19 protein-coding genes are annotated in these 18,156 nt (G+C 36.5%); 6 read left to right on the top strand and 13 right to left on the bottom strand.

Features of this window, described 5'->3' with window-relative positions:
* Window positions 1-157 precede the first annotated feature (157 nt).
* Window positions 158-1,396: an IS110 family transposase gene (locus MKY60_RS01125; RefSeq protein WP_269922775.1), complete on the top strand. Its 1,239-nt coding sequence runs from the start codon at window positions 158-160 to the stop codon at window positions 1,394-1,396.
* 153 nt (window positions 1,397-1,549) lie between these two features.
* Here the strand turns inward: MKY60_RS01125 and MKY60_RS01120 are convergent, their stop codons facing one another.
* On the bottom strand, window positions 1,550-1,765 hold the full coding sequence (locus MKY60_RS01120; protein WP_340928264.1) for a hypothetical protein: 216 nt from the start codon (window positions 1,763-1,765) through the stop codon (window positions 1,550-1,552).
* A gap of 195 nt (window positions 1,766-1,960) precedes the next feature.
* A complete protein-coding gene (locus MKY60_RS01115; RefSeq protein WP_340928263.1) occupies window positions 1,961-2,485 on the bottom strand; it encodes a hypothetical protein in 525 nt (174 codons plus the stop codon).
* Window positions 2,486-2,860: 375 nt separating this feature from the next.
* Between MKY60_RS01115 and MKY60_RS01110 the strand changes: the two genes are divergently transcribed.
* A complete protein-coding gene (locus tag MKY60_RS01110; protein ID WP_340765914.1) occupies window positions 2,861-4,084 on the top strand; it encodes an IS110 family transposase in 1,224 nt (407 codons plus the stop codon).
* A gap of 151 nt (window positions 4,085-4,235) precedes the next feature.
* Here the strand turns inward: MKY60_RS01110 and MKY60_RS01105 are convergent, their stop codons facing one another.
* The 5 genes from MKY60_RS01105 to MKY60_RS01085 all read right to left on the bottom strand — a co-directional run bounded on the left by MKY60_RS01105 (window position 4,236) and on the right by MKY60_RS01085 (window position 8,315).
* On the bottom strand, window positions 4,236-4,655 hold the full coding sequence (locus tag MKY60_RS01105; RefSeq protein WP_093496829.1) for a hypothetical protein: 420 nt from the start codon (window positions 4,653-4,655) through the stop codon (window positions 4,236-4,238).
* A gap of 199 nt (window positions 4,656-4,854) precedes the next feature.
* Window positions 4,855-5,484, bottom strand: coding sequence for a hypothetical protein (locus tag MKY60_RS01100; RefSeq protein WP_093496828.1), 630 nt, complete (start codon window positions 5,482-5,484; stop codon window positions 4,855-4,857).
* A gap of 225 nt (window positions 5,485-5,709) precedes the next feature.
* The gene (locus MKY60_RS01095; protein WP_093496827.1) at window positions 5,710-6,204 is read right to left on the bottom strand and encodes a hypothetical protein; all 495 of its coding nucleotides are present in this window, start codon (window positions 6,202-6,204) and stop codon (window positions 5,710-5,712) included.
* Between the two features lie 240 nt (window positions 6,205-6,444).
* Window positions 6,445-6,666 carry a hypothetical protein gene (locus MKY60_RS01090; protein ID WP_241600675.1) on the bottom strand — a complete coding sequence of 74 codons (222 nt, stop codon included), beginning with the start codon at window positions 6,664-6,666 and terminating at the stop codon, window positions 6,445-6,447.
* A gap of 767 nt (window positions 6,667-7,433) precedes the next feature.
* Window positions 7,434-8,315 (bottom strand): AraC family transcriptional regulator, encoded by an 882-nt coding sequence (locus MKY60_RS01085; protein WP_241600673.1) that lies wholly within the window; start codon window positions 8,313-8,315, stop codon window positions 7,434-7,436.
* 252 nt (window positions 8,316-8,567) lie between these two features.
* On the opposite strand from MKY60_RS01085, the gene MKY60_RS01080 reads away from it, so the two are divergent.
* Both MKY60_RS01080 and MKY60_RS01075 read left to right on the top strand, forming a co-directional pair.
* The gene (locus tag MKY60_RS01080; protein ID WP_241600672.1) at window positions 8,568-8,837 is read left to right on the top strand and encodes an Atu4866 domain-containing protein; all 270 of its coding nucleotides are present in this window, start codon (window positions 8,568-8,570) and stop codon (window positions 8,835-8,837) included.
* Window positions 8,837-9,568 carry an SDR family oxidoreductase gene (locus MKY60_RS01075; protein ID WP_241600671.1) on the top strand — a complete coding sequence of 244 codons (732 nt, stop codon included), beginning with the start codon at window positions 8,837-8,839 and terminating at the stop codon, window positions 9,566-9,568. The genes MKY60_RS01080 and MKY60_RS01075 overlap by 1 nt, the downstream gene beginning before the upstream one ends.
* A gap of 1,198 nt (window positions 9,569-10,766) precedes the next feature.
* Here MKY60_RS01075 and MKY60_RS01070 read toward each other — a convergent pair.
* The 3 genes from MKY60_RS01070 to MKY60_RS01060 all read right to left on the bottom strand — a co-directional run bounded on the left by MKY60_RS01070 (window position 10,767) and on the right by MKY60_RS01060 (window position 12,438).
* The gene (locus MKY60_RS01070; RefSeq protein WP_241600670.1) at window positions 10,767-11,450 is read right to left on the bottom strand and encodes a hypothetical protein; all 684 of its coding nucleotides are present in this window, start codon (window positions 11,448-11,450) and stop codon (window positions 10,767-10,769) included.
* A gap of 267 nt (window positions 11,451-11,717) precedes the next feature.
* Complete coding sequence (locus tag MKY60_RS01065) at window positions 11,718-11,906, bottom strand: hypothetical protein (RefSeq protein WP_340928260.1); 189 nt, start codon at window positions 11,904-11,906, stop codon at window positions 11,718-11,720.
* Between the two features lie 286 nt (window positions 11,907-12,192).
* Entirely contained in the window at window positions 12,193-12,438 is a 246-nt protein-coding gene (locus tag MKY60_RS01060) for a cold-shock protein (RefSeq protein WP_211894198.1), read from the bottom strand.
* A gap of 347 nt (window positions 12,439-12,785) precedes the next feature.
* Between MKY60_RS01060 and MKY60_RS01055 the strand changes: the two genes are divergently transcribed.
* Window positions 12,786-14,024 (top strand): IS110 family transposase, encoded by a 1,239-nt coding sequence (locus MKY60_RS01055; RefSeq protein WP_269922775.1) that lies wholly within the window; start codon window positions 12,786-12,788, stop codon window positions 14,022-14,024.
* Window positions 14,025-14,207: 183 nt separating this feature from the next.
* On the opposite strand, the gene MKY60_RS01050 is transcribed toward MKY60_RS01055, so the two are convergent.
* A complete protein-coding gene (locus MKY60_RS01050) occupies window positions 14,208-14,588 on the bottom strand; it encodes a hypothetical protein (RefSeq protein ID WP_340928258.1) in 381 nt (126 codons plus the stop codon).
* A 337-nt stretch (window positions 14,589-14,925) separates the two neighbouring features.
* Here MKY60_RS01050 and MKY60_RS01045 point away from each other — a divergent pair, with 337 nt between their 5' ends.
* Complete coding sequence (locus tag MKY60_RS01045; RefSeq protein ID WP_269923041.1) at window positions 14,926-16,149, top strand: IS110 family transposase; 1,224 nt, start codon at window positions 14,926-14,928, stop codon at window positions 16,147-16,149.
* 135 nt (window positions 16,150-16,284) lie between these two features.
* Here the strand turns inward: MKY60_RS01045 and MKY60_RS01040 are convergent, their stop codons facing one another.
* The gene (locus MKY60_RS01040; protein WP_269923042.1) at window positions 16,285-16,596 is read right to left on the bottom strand and encodes a hypothetical protein; all 312 of its coding nucleotides are present in this window, start codon (window positions 16,594-16,596) and stop codon (window positions 16,285-16,287) included.
* 199 nt (window positions 16,597-16,795) lie between these two features.
* Complete coding sequence (ltrA, locus tag MKY60_RS01035) at window positions 16,796-18,124, bottom strand: group II intron reverse transcriptase/maturase (RefSeq protein WP_340928248.1); 1,329 nt, start codon at window positions 18,122-18,124, stop codon at window positions 16,796-16,798.
* Window positions 18,125-18,156 lie beyond the last annotated feature (32 nt).

Below are 18,156 nucleotides of genomic sequence, written 5' to 3'. Positions count from 1 at the left end.
GACTAGATCCCGTCAGCTAAACTGTTCACCCCCTACTTGTATAAGCATGTTTCAGGCTGGTTGGGACAATGATCCCGTTTAACAAGCGAACCTATGACATTACAAGAAGCCTTAGGGGATACCGACTAATTTTATATTACTAGGAGGAGATTTAGGTATGAACCCAGTTGTGGGTCTTGATGTAGCTAAAGGAGAGAGTCAGGTTCAAGCATTTTTAGATAAAGGCAAACCCTATAGAAAGAACTTTAGTATTCAACATAACTTGGAAGGATTGAAGGGATTTCTTGATTTTCTTCAAGAAATAGAAAAAGCGGCTGGCGGTTATCTACCTTCGGTCGTATTAGAATCAACTGGACACTACCATACTCCAGTTATCCAGTTTTTAGAGGATCAAAACTATGTTTATATAGTGATCAATCCCCTTATTTCCCATAGAGCCAAAAGCTCTAGTTTACGTAAGGTAAAAACGGATGCGATCGATGCTTATCATCTTTGTGAACTTTATTATAAAGAAGAATTAGAACCATATAAAAAGAGAGGAATACAACTATTAAACCTTCGTAATTTAACAAGACAACAAGAAAGTATTGCGGAAATGGCAGCTAAAACCAAGTTACAACTACATTCCTTAATAGATCAGGTATTCCCTGAATTTAGAGGTGTATTTGGAAGTTTATACTCTAAGGTATCATTACTTACCTTACTCGCATTTCCAACATCCGAAAGCGTATTAAGTGTCGATGAAAAAGAATTGACCGAGAAGATATCTTCCCTCTGTAACAGTCGTTCAGAGAAATGGGCAAATGAAAGAGCACAGAAATTAAGAGAGGCCGCTCTTCGAAACCCGTTTCAACATAACCAGTACCAAAGCCATATTTTTAATCTGGAGATGTTAATAAATATTGTTCTGCAATATCAAGAGCATCTATCAAAGCTAGCAAATGAAATAGATTCAATCGCAAAAGAGATAGAAGAATATAAAATACTCCAATCTATCCCGGGAATCGGAGAAAAAATCGCTGCAACGATTATTTCGGAGATTGGAGAGATAGATCGGTTTGACGCCGCCAAAAAACTCGTTGCATTCGCAGGAGTCGATCCTAGTGTTTATTCTTCGGGTAAATTTACTGCATCCATTAACAGAATTACCAAACGGGGTTCCGGTAGACTACGTCACGCCCTGTATATGGCTATTCAAAGTGGTATTCGAGACGCCCGAAAAAAGAAGACAACGGATGAAATCATACCTCGAAATAAAAGACTGAGAGAGTTTTACGACAAGAAACGAGAAGAAGGAAAACCCTTTAGGGTAGCCATTATTGCCTGTGTAAATAAGCTCTTACACTGGATTTACGCCTTACTAAAAAACAGAACAACTTTCCAGGATATAGCTTAGAAACTGGATTTATGTTAATACACCAAAACCTTCCAAAAGTGATTTTGAGGAAGGTTATTTGGCATGTATTTTTTTAGTATATCATGAGGTTATTAATCTTTTTAGTGAAAAATATTGACAAACTATTAGCTGGTTTAGCTTAATAAGAATTTTTTATATTTTACCTTCTTTTAACCATGTCCAAATTCGGTAACTTCCGAAAACTGATACTAAGAAAAGTAAAAGCATAAATATAACGTAAAGTGATAATCTATTGATTTCTTCTAACCCTTCGCTGTTAAGCACTGTCCAAATGGATAATCCAAATAGCATCAAGTAACAAAATACATTAGGAATAATCCATGCGATTCTTAACTTTGTGTTTTTCAAAAATATTCCCCCTCGGACTATATACGAAAGTCAGCATGAATAGATTCCAAATAAGTATTTCCTTCTTGAAGTAAAGCACACCGTTAGTGAAATAAGAAGCATTGCAATTTCATGTACCAATACTTTTCCTATAGTAATTTTTTTTTTTGCGTATCGATACCGTAGACCATAGTTGATACTCGATTACGTCTAAATTCATTTAATTTTCTCTTCATATAATTTATTTAAAGCTATTATTAATATCTCCGCATCCGATTCTTTTTCTTTTTCTGATTTATAGACTTTAATACCCTCTTTTTCTCCATTTACATTTTTAAAACCTTCGATATAACCTACATTGTCATCTTTGGAATTCTCTATAGTCATACCTTCGGTAGTAAAAGCAAACATTTTAAAATCTTTCATACCAAAAAATAAAACAGGATACTCAATGCTTTCGTATAAGTTGATATATTTATCTTTATCAGCTTCGGGAAAAGCTTCAGGGGTAATAATCAAAACGTCAAATTCTTCTTTTATTCCATTCACATCGCTTAAATCCACATGTTTATACTGGACATTTTCTATATTAGGTAATGATTGTTGAGAACCTGCTACCCCTACTTCTATAAAGGGTCCTTGATATATAACCCTTGAACGAGAAATTTCGTTTGAAGCATCAGTATCTGAACATCCGAATAACATGACTAAAGTAGCTAAAAAAAACATTATTTTTTTCAATACTATCAACTCCATTTCTTATTTTGACTATTATATATAAATACCTCTTATTGAACTAACATGCTTCTTTAGTTCAATAAGAAAAAAGGCTTTACTCCTTCTTGAAGTAAAGCACCCGTTAGCCATCCATGTAGCGCAAAATCAGCGCTACACCACAGAGAATGAAAATGTGAAAACCTGGGTATAGGATACTACGGCTGGGAGAGGAAGGTCGATGAACTATGGTGCCATAGAGCCCATCCGTTAGTCTGACTCCAACGACCACGGTGCATCACAGACTGTCGCTCCATTACGGGAAGCACTCATGGGAGATTAATCCTACTCTGGTTATTGCACCAGCCTCCAATACTATTTGCCGTAGAAAGGATGATTACAATGGAAGTAATCATTGAACGTGCTTGTGGAATGGATGTCCATAAGGATTCCATTACTGCTTGTATTATTACCCCAAAAGGAAAGGAGATTCAAACGTTTTCCACTAAAACTGTTTTTCTATTACAGTTAATTGACTGGATTAAGGAGCATGATTGTACTCACGTAGCAATGGAAAGTACAGGTGTATTTTGGAAGCCTATTGTCAACTTGCTAGAAGCCGAGAGCATTGAGTTTTTAGTAGTGAACGCTCAACATATGAAAGCAGTACCAGGTCGTAAGACCGATGTAAAAGATGCAGAATGGATTGCCAAACTTCTTCGTCACGGTCTACTTAAAGCAAGTTTTATTCCAGACCGAAATCAGCGGGAATTAAGAGAGTTAGTTCGATACCGTCGAAGTATTATTGAAGAGCGTGCGAGACAACATAATCGGATTCAAAAGGTTTTAGAAGGAGCGAATATCAAACTCGGTTCCGTTGTCTCCGACATCATGGGTGTTTCGTCTCTTGATATGCTCCGTGCTATCGCCGATGGCGAAAATGATCCTGAGAAATTAGCTAGCTTTGCCCGCCGATCAATGAAGAAGAAAAAGAGTGAACTGGAGCTAGCTCTTCGAGGGTATATCAATCCACATCAACGTCTCATGTTAAAAACCATTCTGGTCCATATAGAATTTCTAACTGAGCAGATTGAGCTATTAAACGAAGAGGTTGCTACTAGGTTATCCTCCCATCAAGAAGATATAGAACGATTGGATTCCATTCCTGGCATCGCCACTCGAATGGCCGAACAAATCTTAGCCGAAGTCGGTACAGATGTGGAGAAGCAATTTCCCAGTTCGGCGCACTTATGTTCCTGGGCAGGATTAGTACCTGGACATAATGAAAGTGCGGGCAAGAGGAAATCAACCAACATGAAAAAAGGAAACAAGTACTTGAAATCGGCATTAATTGAAGCAGCTCATTCTGTTAGAGGATCCAAAACCTACTTGGGAGCCCTGTATAGGCGTACTGCATCAAGAAAGGGTAAAAAGCGTGCAGGGATATCAGTCGCTCATGCCATTTTAAGAATCAGCTATTATCTCCTAACACGCAAAGAAATGTACGTAGACTTAGGGGAAGATTACTTTGACAAACAAAAAGAACAATCGATTGTACGATATTCTGTTCGAAGACTTGAAAACTTAGGTTACAACGTTACAATCACTGAACCAAATGCCTCCTAGTCCAACCCATAATTTAATTCTCATTTAGGCGCTGCACTTTTTTTAAAAATTATTGAGCTGCGTCCGATTTCGTATTGCCTTTTTCTATAAATCGAAGATTTTAATTTTCATGGGAGTTGAATAAGCACTTTCCTTGGTACCCTTTTAGCAATCACTCTCTAGCGGAAGTCAAATCAAATTCAAATTGACCAAAAACATCTTCATACCCTCTTGTCCTAAATAAAAGTTTCCCCTTATTATCAGTTCCGGTTATTTCTAAAATAACTACTACCTTACTTGGTTTATAAGACGGTAAATAAGCAAGACTCTCAACTTCTGCCTCAGTTTTATTAATTGGATAATGTAAGTATAAACTTCTATCATTACCTGTTTCTTTTATTTGATGGCTATAACGACTAGTGGTTTCTCCGGGTTCTAATTGATTGATAGTACCTAAATCCTGATATACCTGATTACCATCAAACGAAAAATAGAAGTTTAAATCCGTTATTACTTGTTTACTTGAATTATAAACTTCAATTGTCACACCATTATCGTATTTTATAAACTCTCCTTGCTTAGCCCATCTCAATAAATTGGAAAATCCGAAATGAGAAATAAAGAAACAATACCGATTATTGTGTATTTCATTATTTTTTTCACTATTTTCTCCCCCTCTCTACAACTAAAGTGCATCATTAATTCAGCATAAAAAGAGCTGTATAATATCAGCCTCTACCCGTTAGCTTAATAAAAAGGGGTGCCAGTATTGTTTAGCCTTATAAGGTTGACTAATTTACTACTTTCCCTTTGACATTCAATATTTTAATTTCATATAAATCAATATGGGATACAGAATTTAGTTCCTTAGAATGTAGGACCTCATTTACTGTCTCTTCAATTTCCATTGCTAACTTATGTGCATCTTTATCTGAACTTTTTATTGATGTATGAATGGTAATGGATTTTTGATAATGAGTACCTATATTTCCAATTACGTCATAATCTTTAAGACCTTCCATTATAATCTTTCCTAAATGGAGAATTTCTTTTTGTTCTTTTTTAAATTCTTCGGGCATCTTAAATAAATCCCATCTCTCAAAAACAACTGTATAATCTTTTAATGTAGAGGTTTTAATTATATTTTTTGCAATCGACTCCATATCCTTTTTTACGGAATTAAAATACTCTTCATCCCCTACAACTTGTATCAACAATTCTTTCTTTGAAGTCGTTTTTATATCAATAACATATTTCTCAGCAAGTTTTTCTTTTACCTCTTTCAATAGTTCTTCTTCTTTAGTAACTAAAGGTTCTTGTTCTTCTATAGAAGAATCAACCTCTAAAGCCTTATTTAACAGGCTAAATGAAGCTATTCCCACTATGAGTATTCCAGCAATAATCAATAATTTTTTTAACATACAATCCCTCCCGTTAAGAAGGTATGTAATAAATCCACCAAAGTAGTCCTCAGAATAAAAAAAATCCTCTCTCTAAGTAACCTGCTGCGGTAGTTTAAGTGTAACATTTCACATTGGACATAAAAATAGACCACCGAAAAAATGATGGTCTTGTTTCACTAAAGCACCCGTTACTTTAATTATATTTCTTAACAAGTTCAATAGTAATTTGGTATTCCAATATTATTAAGTATCAAGTCGTTGTAGGAGAGTAAGAACATTCATTTTACTTTGATAACCAATTAAATTACCAATTTTAAAATCTTTCGATGCTCTTGCTTCATACTCCGCAATCCAATCTCTTTTCCCATCACTATTTGCAGACGTTGCATGCATATCAAAACCTGCCGAAGTACGTCCTGCCAAAATTTGTTTTAAATGGTTAGTAGCACGTCCATAATCAAAAGTTAAAACACCATGTTCTTTAAAAGATATTTCTCCTGCCTCATATAATGTATTGGATATTTCAACAATTTCTTCGAAAGTAGCATTTCGCACATCGTACTTACCCGAAAGCTCTTCCCAAGTATTAGAAGAATTGGCTTGTAGGATTTTCGCTATTTGTTCATTTTCAGTTGATTGGTTAATAGAAAATGTATTAGTTGTATTAAAATCGGTCTTAGAATTTGTATTTTTTGTATATGAAACTGATTGATATGGACTGACTGAATTTATCTTCATACATCTTCACCTCCACAAGTATTGATTAGTATTAATTCTTATTTTATATTGGTATACATCATTATTTTTTTAATAATTCGCAAAATACTCAAGGAATAATTCACTCCTTTTCATTGTTTCTTCGACACTTTATAATTTATTCTTATTAAACTAAACTGCTGCGTTAGTTCAATAAGAAAAATGCTTCACTCCTTCTTGAAGTAAAGCACCTGTTACTTTAAGTACATTCGAAACCGACAGTTATCCATGAAACCACCAACCAACAAGAGATATAGCCCCTACTCCCCAAGCAGTGGCACCACATATCCACCAAATTACAGATTTAGCTTTTGATAAATTTTCCTCGTCTTCCACATTTGCTTTTATAAAAGCGACCTTTCTTTCCATACCTTTTTTCATAGAAACGAGAACAACAAATCCGATTAGCATGAAACCAGTAGTTATCCAGAGTAATAAGTCCATCTTCTATACCTCCTTTTTTATGAATTACTTTCCTTTCAATCTTCTGCTTTACTTTAATACGTTTGAAACAAATAGATGTTCCAATTTTATATAAATTTTCCATTTATAATAAGTGAAAATCTATATTGCTTATTGAACTAAACTGCCGCGTTAGTTTAATAAGAAAAAGGCTTTACTCCTTTTTGAAGTAAAGCATACCTTTAGTTGAATAAGAAAAATAGGTGCTTATTCCACAATTGCGCTCGATTGTCATAAAATAATGGATGTACTTCATTAAGTTCATACGGAGTTACATCTAGAATGATACTTTCATCCTCCTTGTAAGCTCGGGCCAGTAATTTAAACGACGATACACATTTTTGTTCTATGTATGGCCACTCTAGTTAGGTGCTCAATTCAACTTTTTTTATATCTTTTATTTAATTATTTGTTTGTTATTAAAAACACTATTTGCCAGCATCTACAAGCACCGTCAAATCCTTTTACGTCCAGAGATTGGTCTGATTCTGCTATTCCTTTTCTTGAGCAATCTGTAACGATTCCATTTAATTCTTCCACAAAATATAACGAAATCATCGAGTAGGAGGAGAATTTCGAAAGATTGAATAGGTAACTCATTTTTCCTAGATCTCTAATTAGGTATCCAAGCACTTTTTCTTTATATTTTTAAAATAATTTCCTATTTACCTCAATGGGTTCACTTTTCCTATGCCCTTCCACTTACATAGAATAACCCCTTAAGTCTTGACAAACGTGTGCTTCTTTTATTACAACATTTTCCGCAGACGTCGTATATCTTTCATTGGGGACAGGCCAAATTTACGGCTGTATTCCCGGCTGAAATGAGATGGACTTTCATAACCTACCTGAAACGCTGCCTCAGCCGCTTCCAGGTTTTCCGTTAAAAGCAATCGGCGTGCTTCCTGCAACCGAAGCTGTTTCTGAAACTGGATTGGGCTCATACCCGTGACTTCCTTGAAATGGCTGTAGAAGGATGAAGGGCTCATTCTGGCTTCTTTAGCCAATCTGTTTACCATTAATGGCTGTGCAAATTCACGGTTTAACACCCCGATCACCTTTGCAATACGTTGAGCCTGACTCCCTACAAGTGCAAAATGCTTCAAGGAATCATTCTGGTCATTCTGTAGAATCCTGTAAATGATTTCACGTTTGATACCATCGGCAAGGATTGGTATATCCTGTGGATTCTCCAGTAGCCTAGTAAGCCGTAATACCGCTTCAAGAAGTGAATCATTTATTAGGCTGATTACCAGACCTCGTCCCGGAGAGTCATTAGAAATTACTTGTTTCGATGACTGAACGACTTCGAAAATCTGATTCATATCAAGCTGTATATTAACGCATAAATAAGGGTTTTTAGGCGAAGCCTTTATGATCTGTCCCGTAATCGGCAAATGAACGGAAGCCGTCAGATAACTGGCAGAATCGTACTGATAGCTTTCTTCCCCAAGCATGACTAATTTTGATCCCTGGGCCACAACACATATGGAAGGTTCATAAACAGAGTAAACGGGTTCAGAAATCTGGGTGGTACGAACAAATCTCAATCCTGATATAGATGTGTCATGCGTCCCATCCACCGCTACATTTCTCTCGATCAACTCCACTAATTCCTTAATTCGATCCATGAACCATTCCTCTCCTTTCCAGTTACATATATGGTTCTCCTGCTCATTATACTATAATTTATTGGAGTATTAGGCAACAATTGTATATTTTCCGACTACCCCCTCTTTGGTTCAAAAGTTCATAATTAGTTTATGGTTAGACACTTCAATTAGATTGTATGGATTTGATCAAGTTTCTGTTACGTTCTTTGGATCACTTTCTGCCAAGATTTGAGTGCCCCTCCATCTTTTAAATATGAGAGGAGAATATAAATGAAAAAAGAACTTATAAAAAATTCTCATCCCTATGTGGGGATGTGGGTGACCGCGGACGGCTATATTCGGCACGAGCTGCTTCCAAACGACCGTTACGATGAAGCCCGCGGCAACCGCGAAAGCGCATATCAAGGCAGCTATATCGTCAAAGACAATCATATCGAATATGTCGATGATACAGGCTTTACTGCCAATGGTGATTTTATCAATGGGGTTCTTTACCATGCAGGTATGGTGCTATATCTGGAAGAAGGGAGCAAGGAATAATGTCCGAACTTAATGGAAAAGTTGTTGTGATTACAGGGGCAAGCAGCGGAATTGGTGAAACAACAGCCCGACTGCTCGCAAGCCTTGGAGCTCATGTTGTGATCGGGGCAAGACGTGTGGAGAGACTAGAGTCATTGGCATCTGACATTCAAGGGGATGGCGGTTCTGTACTCATTCAACAGCTCGACGTGACAGAACTAGAACAGATGCAGGCAATTATAGGTGCAGCCCAAAGTAGTTTTGGAAGAGTTGACGCTATTATTAACAATGCAGGGGTGATGCCCCTCTCTTCGCTGGACGCACTAAAAATTGAGGAATGGAACCGGATGATTGATGTCAACATACGCGGTGTCCTCCATGGCATTGCCACAGGTCTTCCGGTCATGAAGAAACAAGGTTTTGGACATTTCATCAACATCGCATCCACCGGTGCCTACGAAGTGACCCCGACAGCAGCTGTCTACTGTGCGACCAAATATGCCGTACGTGCAATAACAGATGGATTGCGGCAAGAGACTGTAGGTCTAGGGATACGTGTGACCCTTGTATCGCCAGGAGTAACGGAATCAGAACTAGCTGAGAGCATTACTGACAACCAGGCTAGAGAATTCATGAAGGAATACCGACGTAACGCTCTGCCAACTAAGGCTATTGCCCGTGCGATCGTCTATGCACTTGAACAGCCTGTTCATGTGGATGTAAGTGAACTGGTCATTAAACCTTCAATGTAAATGAAACAAAGAGATATTAGGAATGCAAATAGAAAATTTAGCTTTCTGAGGATTCATCGTTTTTCTGACTCCATTTCATCACAGAGAATAATTGTATGTAGTAAAATACCCTCAAATCCTTACATTACATGGACTTGAGGGTATTCCTTTTCCTAATTATACTTCTTTTAAAGTACATTCATTCATCACTTTAGGTTAGTTACTCCAAAATATGATCCGATTGTTGAACACAAGTTCATTTTATAGGAAAACGTTTAAAGTTTAAATAAACTAACTCCAACCAAGCAATCGCTTCACAAGGTTTGAAAGTGTATGAACACATTTGGTTAATTATACACATCTAGAACCAGTAAGCTTGGTTTTGGGAGTTTTTTAATCATTGAAAGATAACTTTCGAAAAGTATGTTATTCAACTAAACTGCAGCATTAGTTCAATCAGAAAAGTGAACTGTATTATCAGCCCTACATTTTACTAGTCGAGTAGAAGGGAACCTCTCTACCTTACGGTATATTGTGTTCCACCCCCCTCACAGAACCGTGCTTGCGCTATTTACGCACACGGCTCCTCCAAATTATCCTTCACAAAATGGTGATTCTGCTATCCTCAATAGTTTAGTTTACATTTATTATTTCTACCGCTGTGTGTAGTAAATGTGTCCCTAGTGAGAGTGATCATTTGGTAGCAGCCTTTCCTCCATCGGCATTACCCAACTTCATTGGTACTACGCTGCTATCCGACTCCCTACACGGCATTTGGTTTCCTCGCTTATTATCGCTTGTACACCATACTCTTCTATAAGAAGAAAAGACCGGTAGGGCCTCCCGAGTTGCCGTATCATATCGATGTGTGACGTGCCAAGGTCTCTGACTCCAGAGAGGTTTTATCCTTCTTGCCTTTAACGATGGATAAAATATAGCTTTCTGCTGTGCTTAAGGCATCAGCCCTCTCGATTTACTAACATTATGGAGCTCAATCCCTTCAACCAGTTGGCTTTCGGCCCGCCACCTAACTGTCTACGCTTAAAGGCGAATGTTACCATTAGCCCTCCAAGACTCGCTACGAGTGAATGGCTAGTTCTTTCTCGACGGGAATCCCACCCGCTATATGATACGACCTAGGCTCGGCCGCACAAGCACACGTTAGTTGAACAAGAAAACAACAATCTTTAATAGATTATTAAATTTGCAGGACATTTATTTACCTTACTTCATCCATATAACGATTATATAATGAACTACTTTCTTTCACACATCTCAAATATAAATCTCTAACAGTTTCATTAGGACTTAATCTTAAATACGACTCACATTCTAAGATAGAAATTAACGGTTTTATTTTGTTATAAATAACATCTTTGGATAAGATATATAAATAATTATTTAAAATATCTATATATAAACCTTCATTAATTCTGAAATTACACTTTTCTAGTAGTTCTTCATAAAAATGTAGAATATCCCTTGCAAAATATTTGCCGTGATTGTCTTTAACACTATCATCACCATAATAATGTCCAAAAGGAGTTCTCCAACACATTCCATCTATATTTGACCTTGCTATATCACACTTATACCAATTCTTTATTTCATTATATCTTTCATGTGCCAAAACTAAGTATTCTTGTGAAAATATATTAAAACTAATATTTGCTATATAATTGAATATTTCTTCATTATTTTCTTTATCATTTAATTTTGTTATAGAACACCAACATATGTAATTATTATCTACTTTACCAATAATACAAATTGTTCTTTCTTGACTTATATACAATTCAAAATAAACTTCTTTATTACTCAAATCATAATTTGGAATAACTTGATTACTTTCATTGACTAAATTGTAGTTTAGAATTTCAGATTTATTCTTAAAAAGTTCCATACTTCACCTACTCAATTTGTATTTCTAATTAAACTAACCTGCGGCTTTAGTTTAAGTGTAACACTTCACAATGTATTGCTGAAATCTTCTTAATGTTCTGGACGTAAAAATAGACCATCGAAATGATGGCCATAATTTACTAAAGCACCTCGTTAGTCTATTTCGCCAGTGCCATCACATCTATCACATTGCCCACCATATCAGCAAAATCGTAACCACTACCATTACAACTTGGACATTTTTTTTCAATTTTAACTTCCATAATCCCTAACCCTTTCTTAATTTATCTTCTTTTTCATATTGTTTTTCTTCCCATTTATCATAATCCTTGTTAAATCGGTCAAGATTGCCGCCGTCTTTTTCGAAATATTCTTGGAGATCTGGCATTGAATCGTAATCCCAATTACCTTCTTTATCGTCTGGATGATTGGTGTAATTATTTGGATCGTCTAACATAATGATTTCTTCCCCCTTCATTTTTGCTGAAATTGGTATAACATATATATATTTTAACTGGATATAATTGCATGTTCAAGTTCCTCTAATACAAGAAAATTATACTATTATCATTCCCAAAATTTCCACTTTTTTTCCTTTACTATGTCTATAGCAATTTCTCTAAGCGAGTTTTCTTTTCTATATTTTCCGATTTCTTGTTCAACTAAACTGCTTCTTTAGTTCAATAAGAAAAAGGCTTTACTCCTTCTTTAAGTAAAGCGACCGTTAGTTGAACAAGAATTTTTTAGTCAGAGATAATGATTACATTTTCTGCAACTTGCTTTTGGTCAGTAGAATTTGGTTTTTCAACTAAATCAAAGGATACTTTTTGACCTTGTTTAAGGAATCTGAATCCATTCGGAAGTCTTTCTTTATCAGGTAAAATCGAACTAAAATGAACAAAAACATGATTTCCATCCTCACCGTCAAGCATAATCCGACCATACCCCTTTTCTTCTTTAAACCATTTAACAATTCCCTCTCGTTTCATATCTGTTCGACCTCCAATTCATCTTTTTACTCAACTAACCTACTACATTAGTTCAATTAGAAAAAAGGCTTTACTCCTTCTTGAAGTAAAGCACCCGTTCGTAATATAAGGTTAGCCAGATTTTTCTGGTTGACCTTATTCTATTTGGTCTTATTATAACGGTAGTCGGGGTAGAACGTCGCACCCGTGGGACTAGATCCCGTCAGCTAAACTGTTCACCCCCTACTTGTATAAGCATGTTTCAGGCTGGTTGGGACAATGATCCCGTTTAACAAGCGAACCTATGACATTACAAGAAGCCTTAGGGGATACCGACTAATTTTATATTACTAGGAGGAGATTTAGGTATGAACCCAGTTGTGGGTCTTGATGTAGCTAAAGGAGAGAGTCAGGTTCAAGCATTTTTAGATAAAGGCAAACCCTATAGAAAGAACTTTAGTATTCAACATAACTTGGAAGGATTGAAGGGATTTCTTGATTTTCTTCAAGAAATAGAAAAAGCGGCTGGCGGTTATCTACCTTCGGTCGTATTAGAATCAACTGGACACTACCATACTCCAGTTATCCAGTTTTTAGAGGATCAAAACTATGTTTATATAGTGATCAATCCCCTTATTTCCCATAGAGCCAAAAGCTCTAGTTTACGTAAGGTAAAAACGGACGCGATCGATGCTTATCATCTTTGTGAACTTTATTATAAAGAAGAATTAGAACCATATAAAAAGAGAGGAATACAACTATTAAACCTTCGTAATTTAACAAGACAACAAGAAAGTATTGCGGAAATGGCAGCTAAAACCAAGTTACAACTACATTCCTTAATAGATCAGGTATTCCCTGAATTTAGAGGTGTATTTGGAAGTTTATACTCTAAGGTATCATTACTTACCTTACTCGCATTTCCAACATCCGAAAGCGTATTAAGTGTCGATGAAAAAGAATTGACCGAGAAGATATCTTCCCTCTGTAACAGTCGTTCAGAGAAATGGGCAAATGAAAGAGCACAGAAATTAAGAGAGGCCGCTCTTCGAAACCCGTTTCAACATAACCAGTACCAAAGCCATATTTTTAATCTGGAGATGTTAATAAATATTGTTCTGCAATATCAAGAGCATCTATCAAAGCTAGCAAATGAAATAGATTCAATCGCAAAAGAGATAGAAGAATATAAAATACTCCAATCTATCCCCGGAATCGGAGAAAAAATCGCTGCAACGATTATTTCGGAGATTGGAGAGATAGATCGGTTTGACGCCGCCAAAAAACTCGTTGCATTTGCAGGAGTCGATCCTAGTGTTTATTCTTCGGGTAAATTTACTGCATCCATTAACAGAATTACCAAACGGGGTTCCGGTAGACTACGTCACGCCCTGTATATGGCTATTCAAAGTGGTATTCGAGACGCCCGAAAAAAGAAGACAACGGATGAAATCATACCTCGAAATAAAAGACTGAGAGAGTTTTACGACAAGAAACGAGAAGAAGGAAAACCCTTTAGGGTAGCCATTATTGCCTGTGTAAATAAGCTCTTACACTGGATTTACGCCTTACTAAAAAACAGAACAACTTTCCAGGATATAGCTTAGAAACTGGATTTATGTTAATACACCAAAACCTTCCAAAAGTGATTTTGAGGAAGGTTATTTGGCATGTATTTTTTTAGTATATCATGAGGTTATTAATCTTTTTAGTGAAAAATATTGACAAACTATTAGCTGGTTTAGTTTAAGTAGAAGACTTCACAAACTTTGGTTATTCACGCAAACTTGTCATTTCCTTTTGACTTTAAAGGCTTTAGCGAATACATAACCAGTTAATCCTAGTGATGCACTAATAATATAGCATTTATAATTATCTTTTTGTAAGTCTTGTTCGAGTTCTTCCGTGTTACTGTACCAAATCGGCCAAGCATAAAATTTAAAGTTCTCAAATTGTTCTCTGTTCTCTACAAAAAATGTATTCAAATCAGCTTCATCAATATCAAATAAAATACTTCCCGCCATTACATGATGAAAATCATGTGCTAAATAATTCTCGAATGTAACAGTCACAATTTCATCTGTTACTGTTTCGATATCTAAAATTAATTCATTTTCTAGAAAACTTACCGAGTACCCAATTATCACACCATCGTGAATAGATATTGTCATGCCCATCCCCCTAAAACAACGTTGTTTGAAGATTAATGATTATTGTCTATAGCAATTCTCGATCTTTACTAAAGCACCCGTTAGCCATCCATGTAGCGCAAAATCAGCGCTACACCACAGAGAATGAAAATGTGAAAACCTGGGTATAGGATACTACGGCTGGGAGAGGAAGGTCGATGAACTATGGTGCCATAGAGCCCATCCGTTAGTCTGACTCCAACGACCACGGTGCATCACAGACTGTCGCTCCATTACGGGAAGCACTCATGGGAGATTAATCCTACTCTGGTTATTGCACCAGCCTCCAATACTATTTGCCGTAGAAAGGATGATTACAATGGAAGTAATCATTGAACGTGCTTGTGGAATGGATGTCCATAAGGATTCCATTACTGCTTGTATTATTACCCCAAAAGGAAAGGAGATTCAAACGTTTTCCACTAAAACTGTTTTTCTATTACAGTTAATTGACTGGATTAAGGAGCATGATTGTACTCACGTAGCAATGGAAAGTACAGGTGTATTTTGGAAGCCTATTGTCAACTTGCTAGAAGCCGAGAGCATTGAGTTTTTAGTAGTGAACGCTCAACATATGAAAGCAGTACCAGGTCGTAAGACCGATGTAAAAGATGCAGAATGGATTGCCAAACTTCTTCGTCACGGTCTACTTAAAGCAAGTTTTATTCCAGACCGAAATCAGCGGGAATTAAGAGAGTTAGTTCGATACCGTCGAAGTATTATTGAAGAGCGTGCGAGACAACATAATCGGATTCAAAAGGTTTTAGAAGGAGCGAATATCAAACTCGGTTCCGTTGTCTCCGACATCATGGGTGTTTCGTCTCTTGATATGCTCCGTGCTATCGCCGATGGCGAAAATGATCCTGAGAAATTAGCTAGCTTTGCCCGCCGATCAATGAAGAAGAAAAAGAGTGAACTGGAGCTAGCTCTTCGAGGGTATATCAATCCACATCAACGTCTCATGTTAAAAACCATTCTGGTCCATATAGAATTTCTAACTGAGCAGATTGAGCTATTAAACGAAGAGGTTGCTACTAGGTTATCCTCCCATCAAGAAGATATAGAACGATTGGATTCCATTCCTGGCATCGCCACTCGAATGGCCGAACAAATCTTAGCCGAAGTCGGTACAGATGTGGAGAAGCAATTTCCCAGTTCGGCGCACTTATGTTCCTGGGCAGGATTAGTACCTGGACATAATGAAAGTGCGGGCAAGAGGAAATCAACCAACATGAAAAAAGGAAACAAGTACTTGAAATCGGCATTAATTGAAGCAGCTCATTCTGTTAGAGGATCCAAAACCTACTTGGGAGCCCTGTATAAGCGTACTGCATCAAGAAAGGGTAAAAAGCGTGCAGGGATATCAGTCGCTCATGCCATTTTAAGAATCAGCTATTATCTCCTAACACGCAAAGAAATGTACGTAGACTTAGGGGAAGATTACTTTGACAAACAAAAAGAACAATCGATTGTACGATATTCTGTTCGAAGACTTGAAAACTTAGGTTACAACGTTACAATCACTGAACCAAATGCCTCCTAGTCCAACCCATAATTTAATTCTCATTTAGGCGCTGCACTTTTTTTAAAAATTATTGAGCTGCGTCCGATTTCGTATTGCCTTTTTCTATAAATCGAAGATTTTAATTTTCATGGGAGTTGAAGAACTGGTATTATTTTATTCCTCCTCAGCACCATTTGAATACAGTTCTTTATCTACTTGTATCCATACTTTTAGCTCACTTCTTTTTTGGGGATATGTTTCAATATATTGATTGTTATCTTCTAATAATTTTATACCCTTTTTAGTTAAACGAGCAGGATTTAAAGAAAAACTATCATCCACTCTCAGTACTCTTTCAAGAAATCCTTTATGCTCGAGGAAAAGGACGAAATTCTCAAACTCTCTTTGAGTTAACCCATAATCAGATGCACATGGTGTAAAATTTTTCTCGTTGATTTCTTTTAAAACACTGTAACCCACTCTCAACTATTTGAACCCCCTCTATCATTCAATTCACTTACTATTTATCTCTTTTATATAGTCTATTTCATCAACTCTTTAACCATATAGTTATTGAACTAGTCGAGTAGAGGGGAACCTCTCTACCTTACGGTAGATTGTGTTCCTCCCCCCTCACAGAACCGTGCTTGCGCTATTCACGCACACGGCTCCTCCTAGTCATCATTCACAAAATGTAGCTAATCTTCTTTCTTAAATCGTATATATTCACTTTAATTCTTGGTGAAGGTAACGGATATTTATGTAGAAAGAGATTGAATTTATCCCAAGTAAAGGATTTTCTTTGACTTCTTCTGTTGAGCCATTTAAAGAGTAAATATTGAATTTTGTCTCTAAATTGGTGAACACTTGGAGTATTATCTGTGATGCAATAGTAGTTGTAGTAACCTACAAGCGAGCGTTTAAATCTATCCATAATCATATGAATATCTTTATTTCGGTTACTCTTTATCCATTCTTTCGATTCCTTCAGTTTAGCCTGTAGCTTCTTCCTACTTGTTTTCCGTTTCACACGAAAATTTCCTTGTTTACTCTTCCCACAATAGTGTGTGAAACCGAGAAAATCAAAGGTTGCAGGTTTTCTATTCCCCGTTTGTTTTGCATCTTTCTCAGCAAATCTCCCGAAGGGAATAATTTTGGTTTTATCCTCCGCTACTTCTAAGTTAAACTTCTGTAATCTCAGCTTCAATGATTGAAAGAATTCCTGAGCTTCGCTCTTATATTGAAAGCAACAAACATAATCATCGGCATATCTAACTATGTATGCTTGTCCTTTACACTGTTTCCTAACTTCCTTCTCGAACCACAGGTCCAGGACATAATGGAGGTATAGATTGGCAAGTATCGGAGATATGACTCCACCTTGCGGTGTGCCTTTATCTGTCTTGTACTTCTTTCCTTCCTCCATGTATCCACCTTTAAGAAACCTACCAATTATTCTTAGTAAGTTAGGGTCAGCAATTCGCAGTTTTAAGAACTCCATCATCCATATGTGATCAACATTGTCAAAGAACCCTTTGATATCTACATCTACTATATAATTTACTGATTTCTTCTCAATATAATGATTTAATATTTTCAAAGCATCGTGGCAGTTACGATTGGGGCGGAACCCAAAAGAGCAGTCTAGAAAATCATTTTCATAGATCGCATTTAGTATTTTTGTAATGCCTTTCTGTACAATCTTATCTTCATGTTCCGGTATCCCCAACGGTCTTTTCTTGTTGGAGTTAAGCTTGGGAATATACATTCTCCTTACAGGAACAGGATGATAACCTTTACTTTTAAGCCTTCTTACTAAGTCCTCTATATTTCCCTCTAATGTTTCACTATATTGCTCTTTAGTTGTGCCATTAATCCCAGTTGCCTTCTTATTAGGTAATTCATGATGGCATTGAACTAGAGATTGCTTATTTAGTAAATGTGCAAGCGATGTAAATCTCATTCTCGGTTCAGATTTAGCTAATTCTGCTATCCTTAATAGTTTTGTTTCCATTTATTATTCCTACCTCCGTGTGTAGTAAATGT

It is taken from the genome of Psychrobacillus sp. FSL K6-1415 (assembly GCF_038003185.1).
In the GTDB taxonomy this organism is placed as follows: domain Bacteria; phylum Bacillota; class Bacilli; order Bacillales_A; family Planococcaceae; genus Psychrobacillus; species Psychrobacillus psychrodurans.
Note: the sequence above shows the minus strand (reverse complement) of the source record. Positions and strands in the feature narration are given on the sequence as shown.

Coding starts and splice junctions, on each gene's coding strand:
- MKY60_RS01125 (WP_269922775.1), top strand. CDS start 158: ATGAACCCAGTTGTGGGTCTTGATGTAGCTAAAGGAGAGAGTCAGGTT.
- MKY60_RS01110 (WP_340765914.1), top strand. CDS start 2,861: ATGGAAGTAATCATTGAACGTGCTTGTGGAATGGATGTCCATAAGGAT.
- MKY60_RS01100 (WP_093496828.1), bottom strand. CDS start 5,484: ATGTTAAAAAAATTATTGATTATTGCTGGAATACTCATAGTGGGAATA.
- MKY60_RS01095 (WP_093496827.1), bottom strand. CDS start 6,204: ATGAAGATAAATTCAGTCAGTCCATATCAATCAGTTTCATATACAAAA.
- MKY60_RS01090 (WP_241600675.1), bottom strand. CDS start 6,666: ATGGACTTATTACTCTGGATAACTACTGGTTTCATGCTAATCGGATTT.
- MKY60_RS01085 (WP_241600673.1), bottom strand. CDS start 8,315: ATGGATCGAATTAAGGAATTAGTGGAGTTGATCGAGAGAAATGTAGCG.
- MKY60_RS01080 (WP_241600672.1), top strand. CDS start 8,568: ATGAAAAAAGAACTTATAAAAAATTCTCATCCCTATGTGGGGATGTGG.
- MKY60_RS01075 (WP_241600671.1), top strand. CDS start 8,837: ATGTCCGAACTTAATGGAAAAGTTGTTGTGATTACAGGGGCAAGCAGC.
- MKY60_RS01070 (WP_241600670.1), bottom strand. CDS start 11,450: ATGGAACTTTTTAAGAATAAATCTGAAATTCTAAACTACAATTTAGTC.
- MKY60_RS01065 (WP_340928260.1), bottom strand. CDS start 11,906: ATGTTAGACGATCCAAATAATTACACCAATCATCCAGACGATAAAGAA.
- MKY60_RS01060 (WP_211894198.1), bottom strand. CDS start 12,438: ATGAAACGAGAGGGAATTGTTAAATGGTTTAAAGAAGAAAAGGGGTAT.
- MKY60_RS01055 (WP_269922775.1), top strand. CDS start 12,786: ATGAACCCAGTTGTGGGTCTTGATGTAGCTAAAGGAGAGAGTCAGGTT.
- MKY60_RS01050 (WP_340928258.1), bottom strand. CDS start 14,588: ATGACAATATCTATTCACGATGGTGTGATAATTGGGTACTCGGTAAGT.
- MKY60_RS01045 (WP_269923041.1), top strand. CDS start 14,926: ATGGAAGTAATCATTGAACGTGCTTGTGGAATGGATGTCCATAAGGAT.
- ltrA (WP_340928248.1), bottom strand. CDS start 18,124: ATGGAAACAAAACTATTAAGGATAGCAGAATTAGCTAAATCTGAACCG.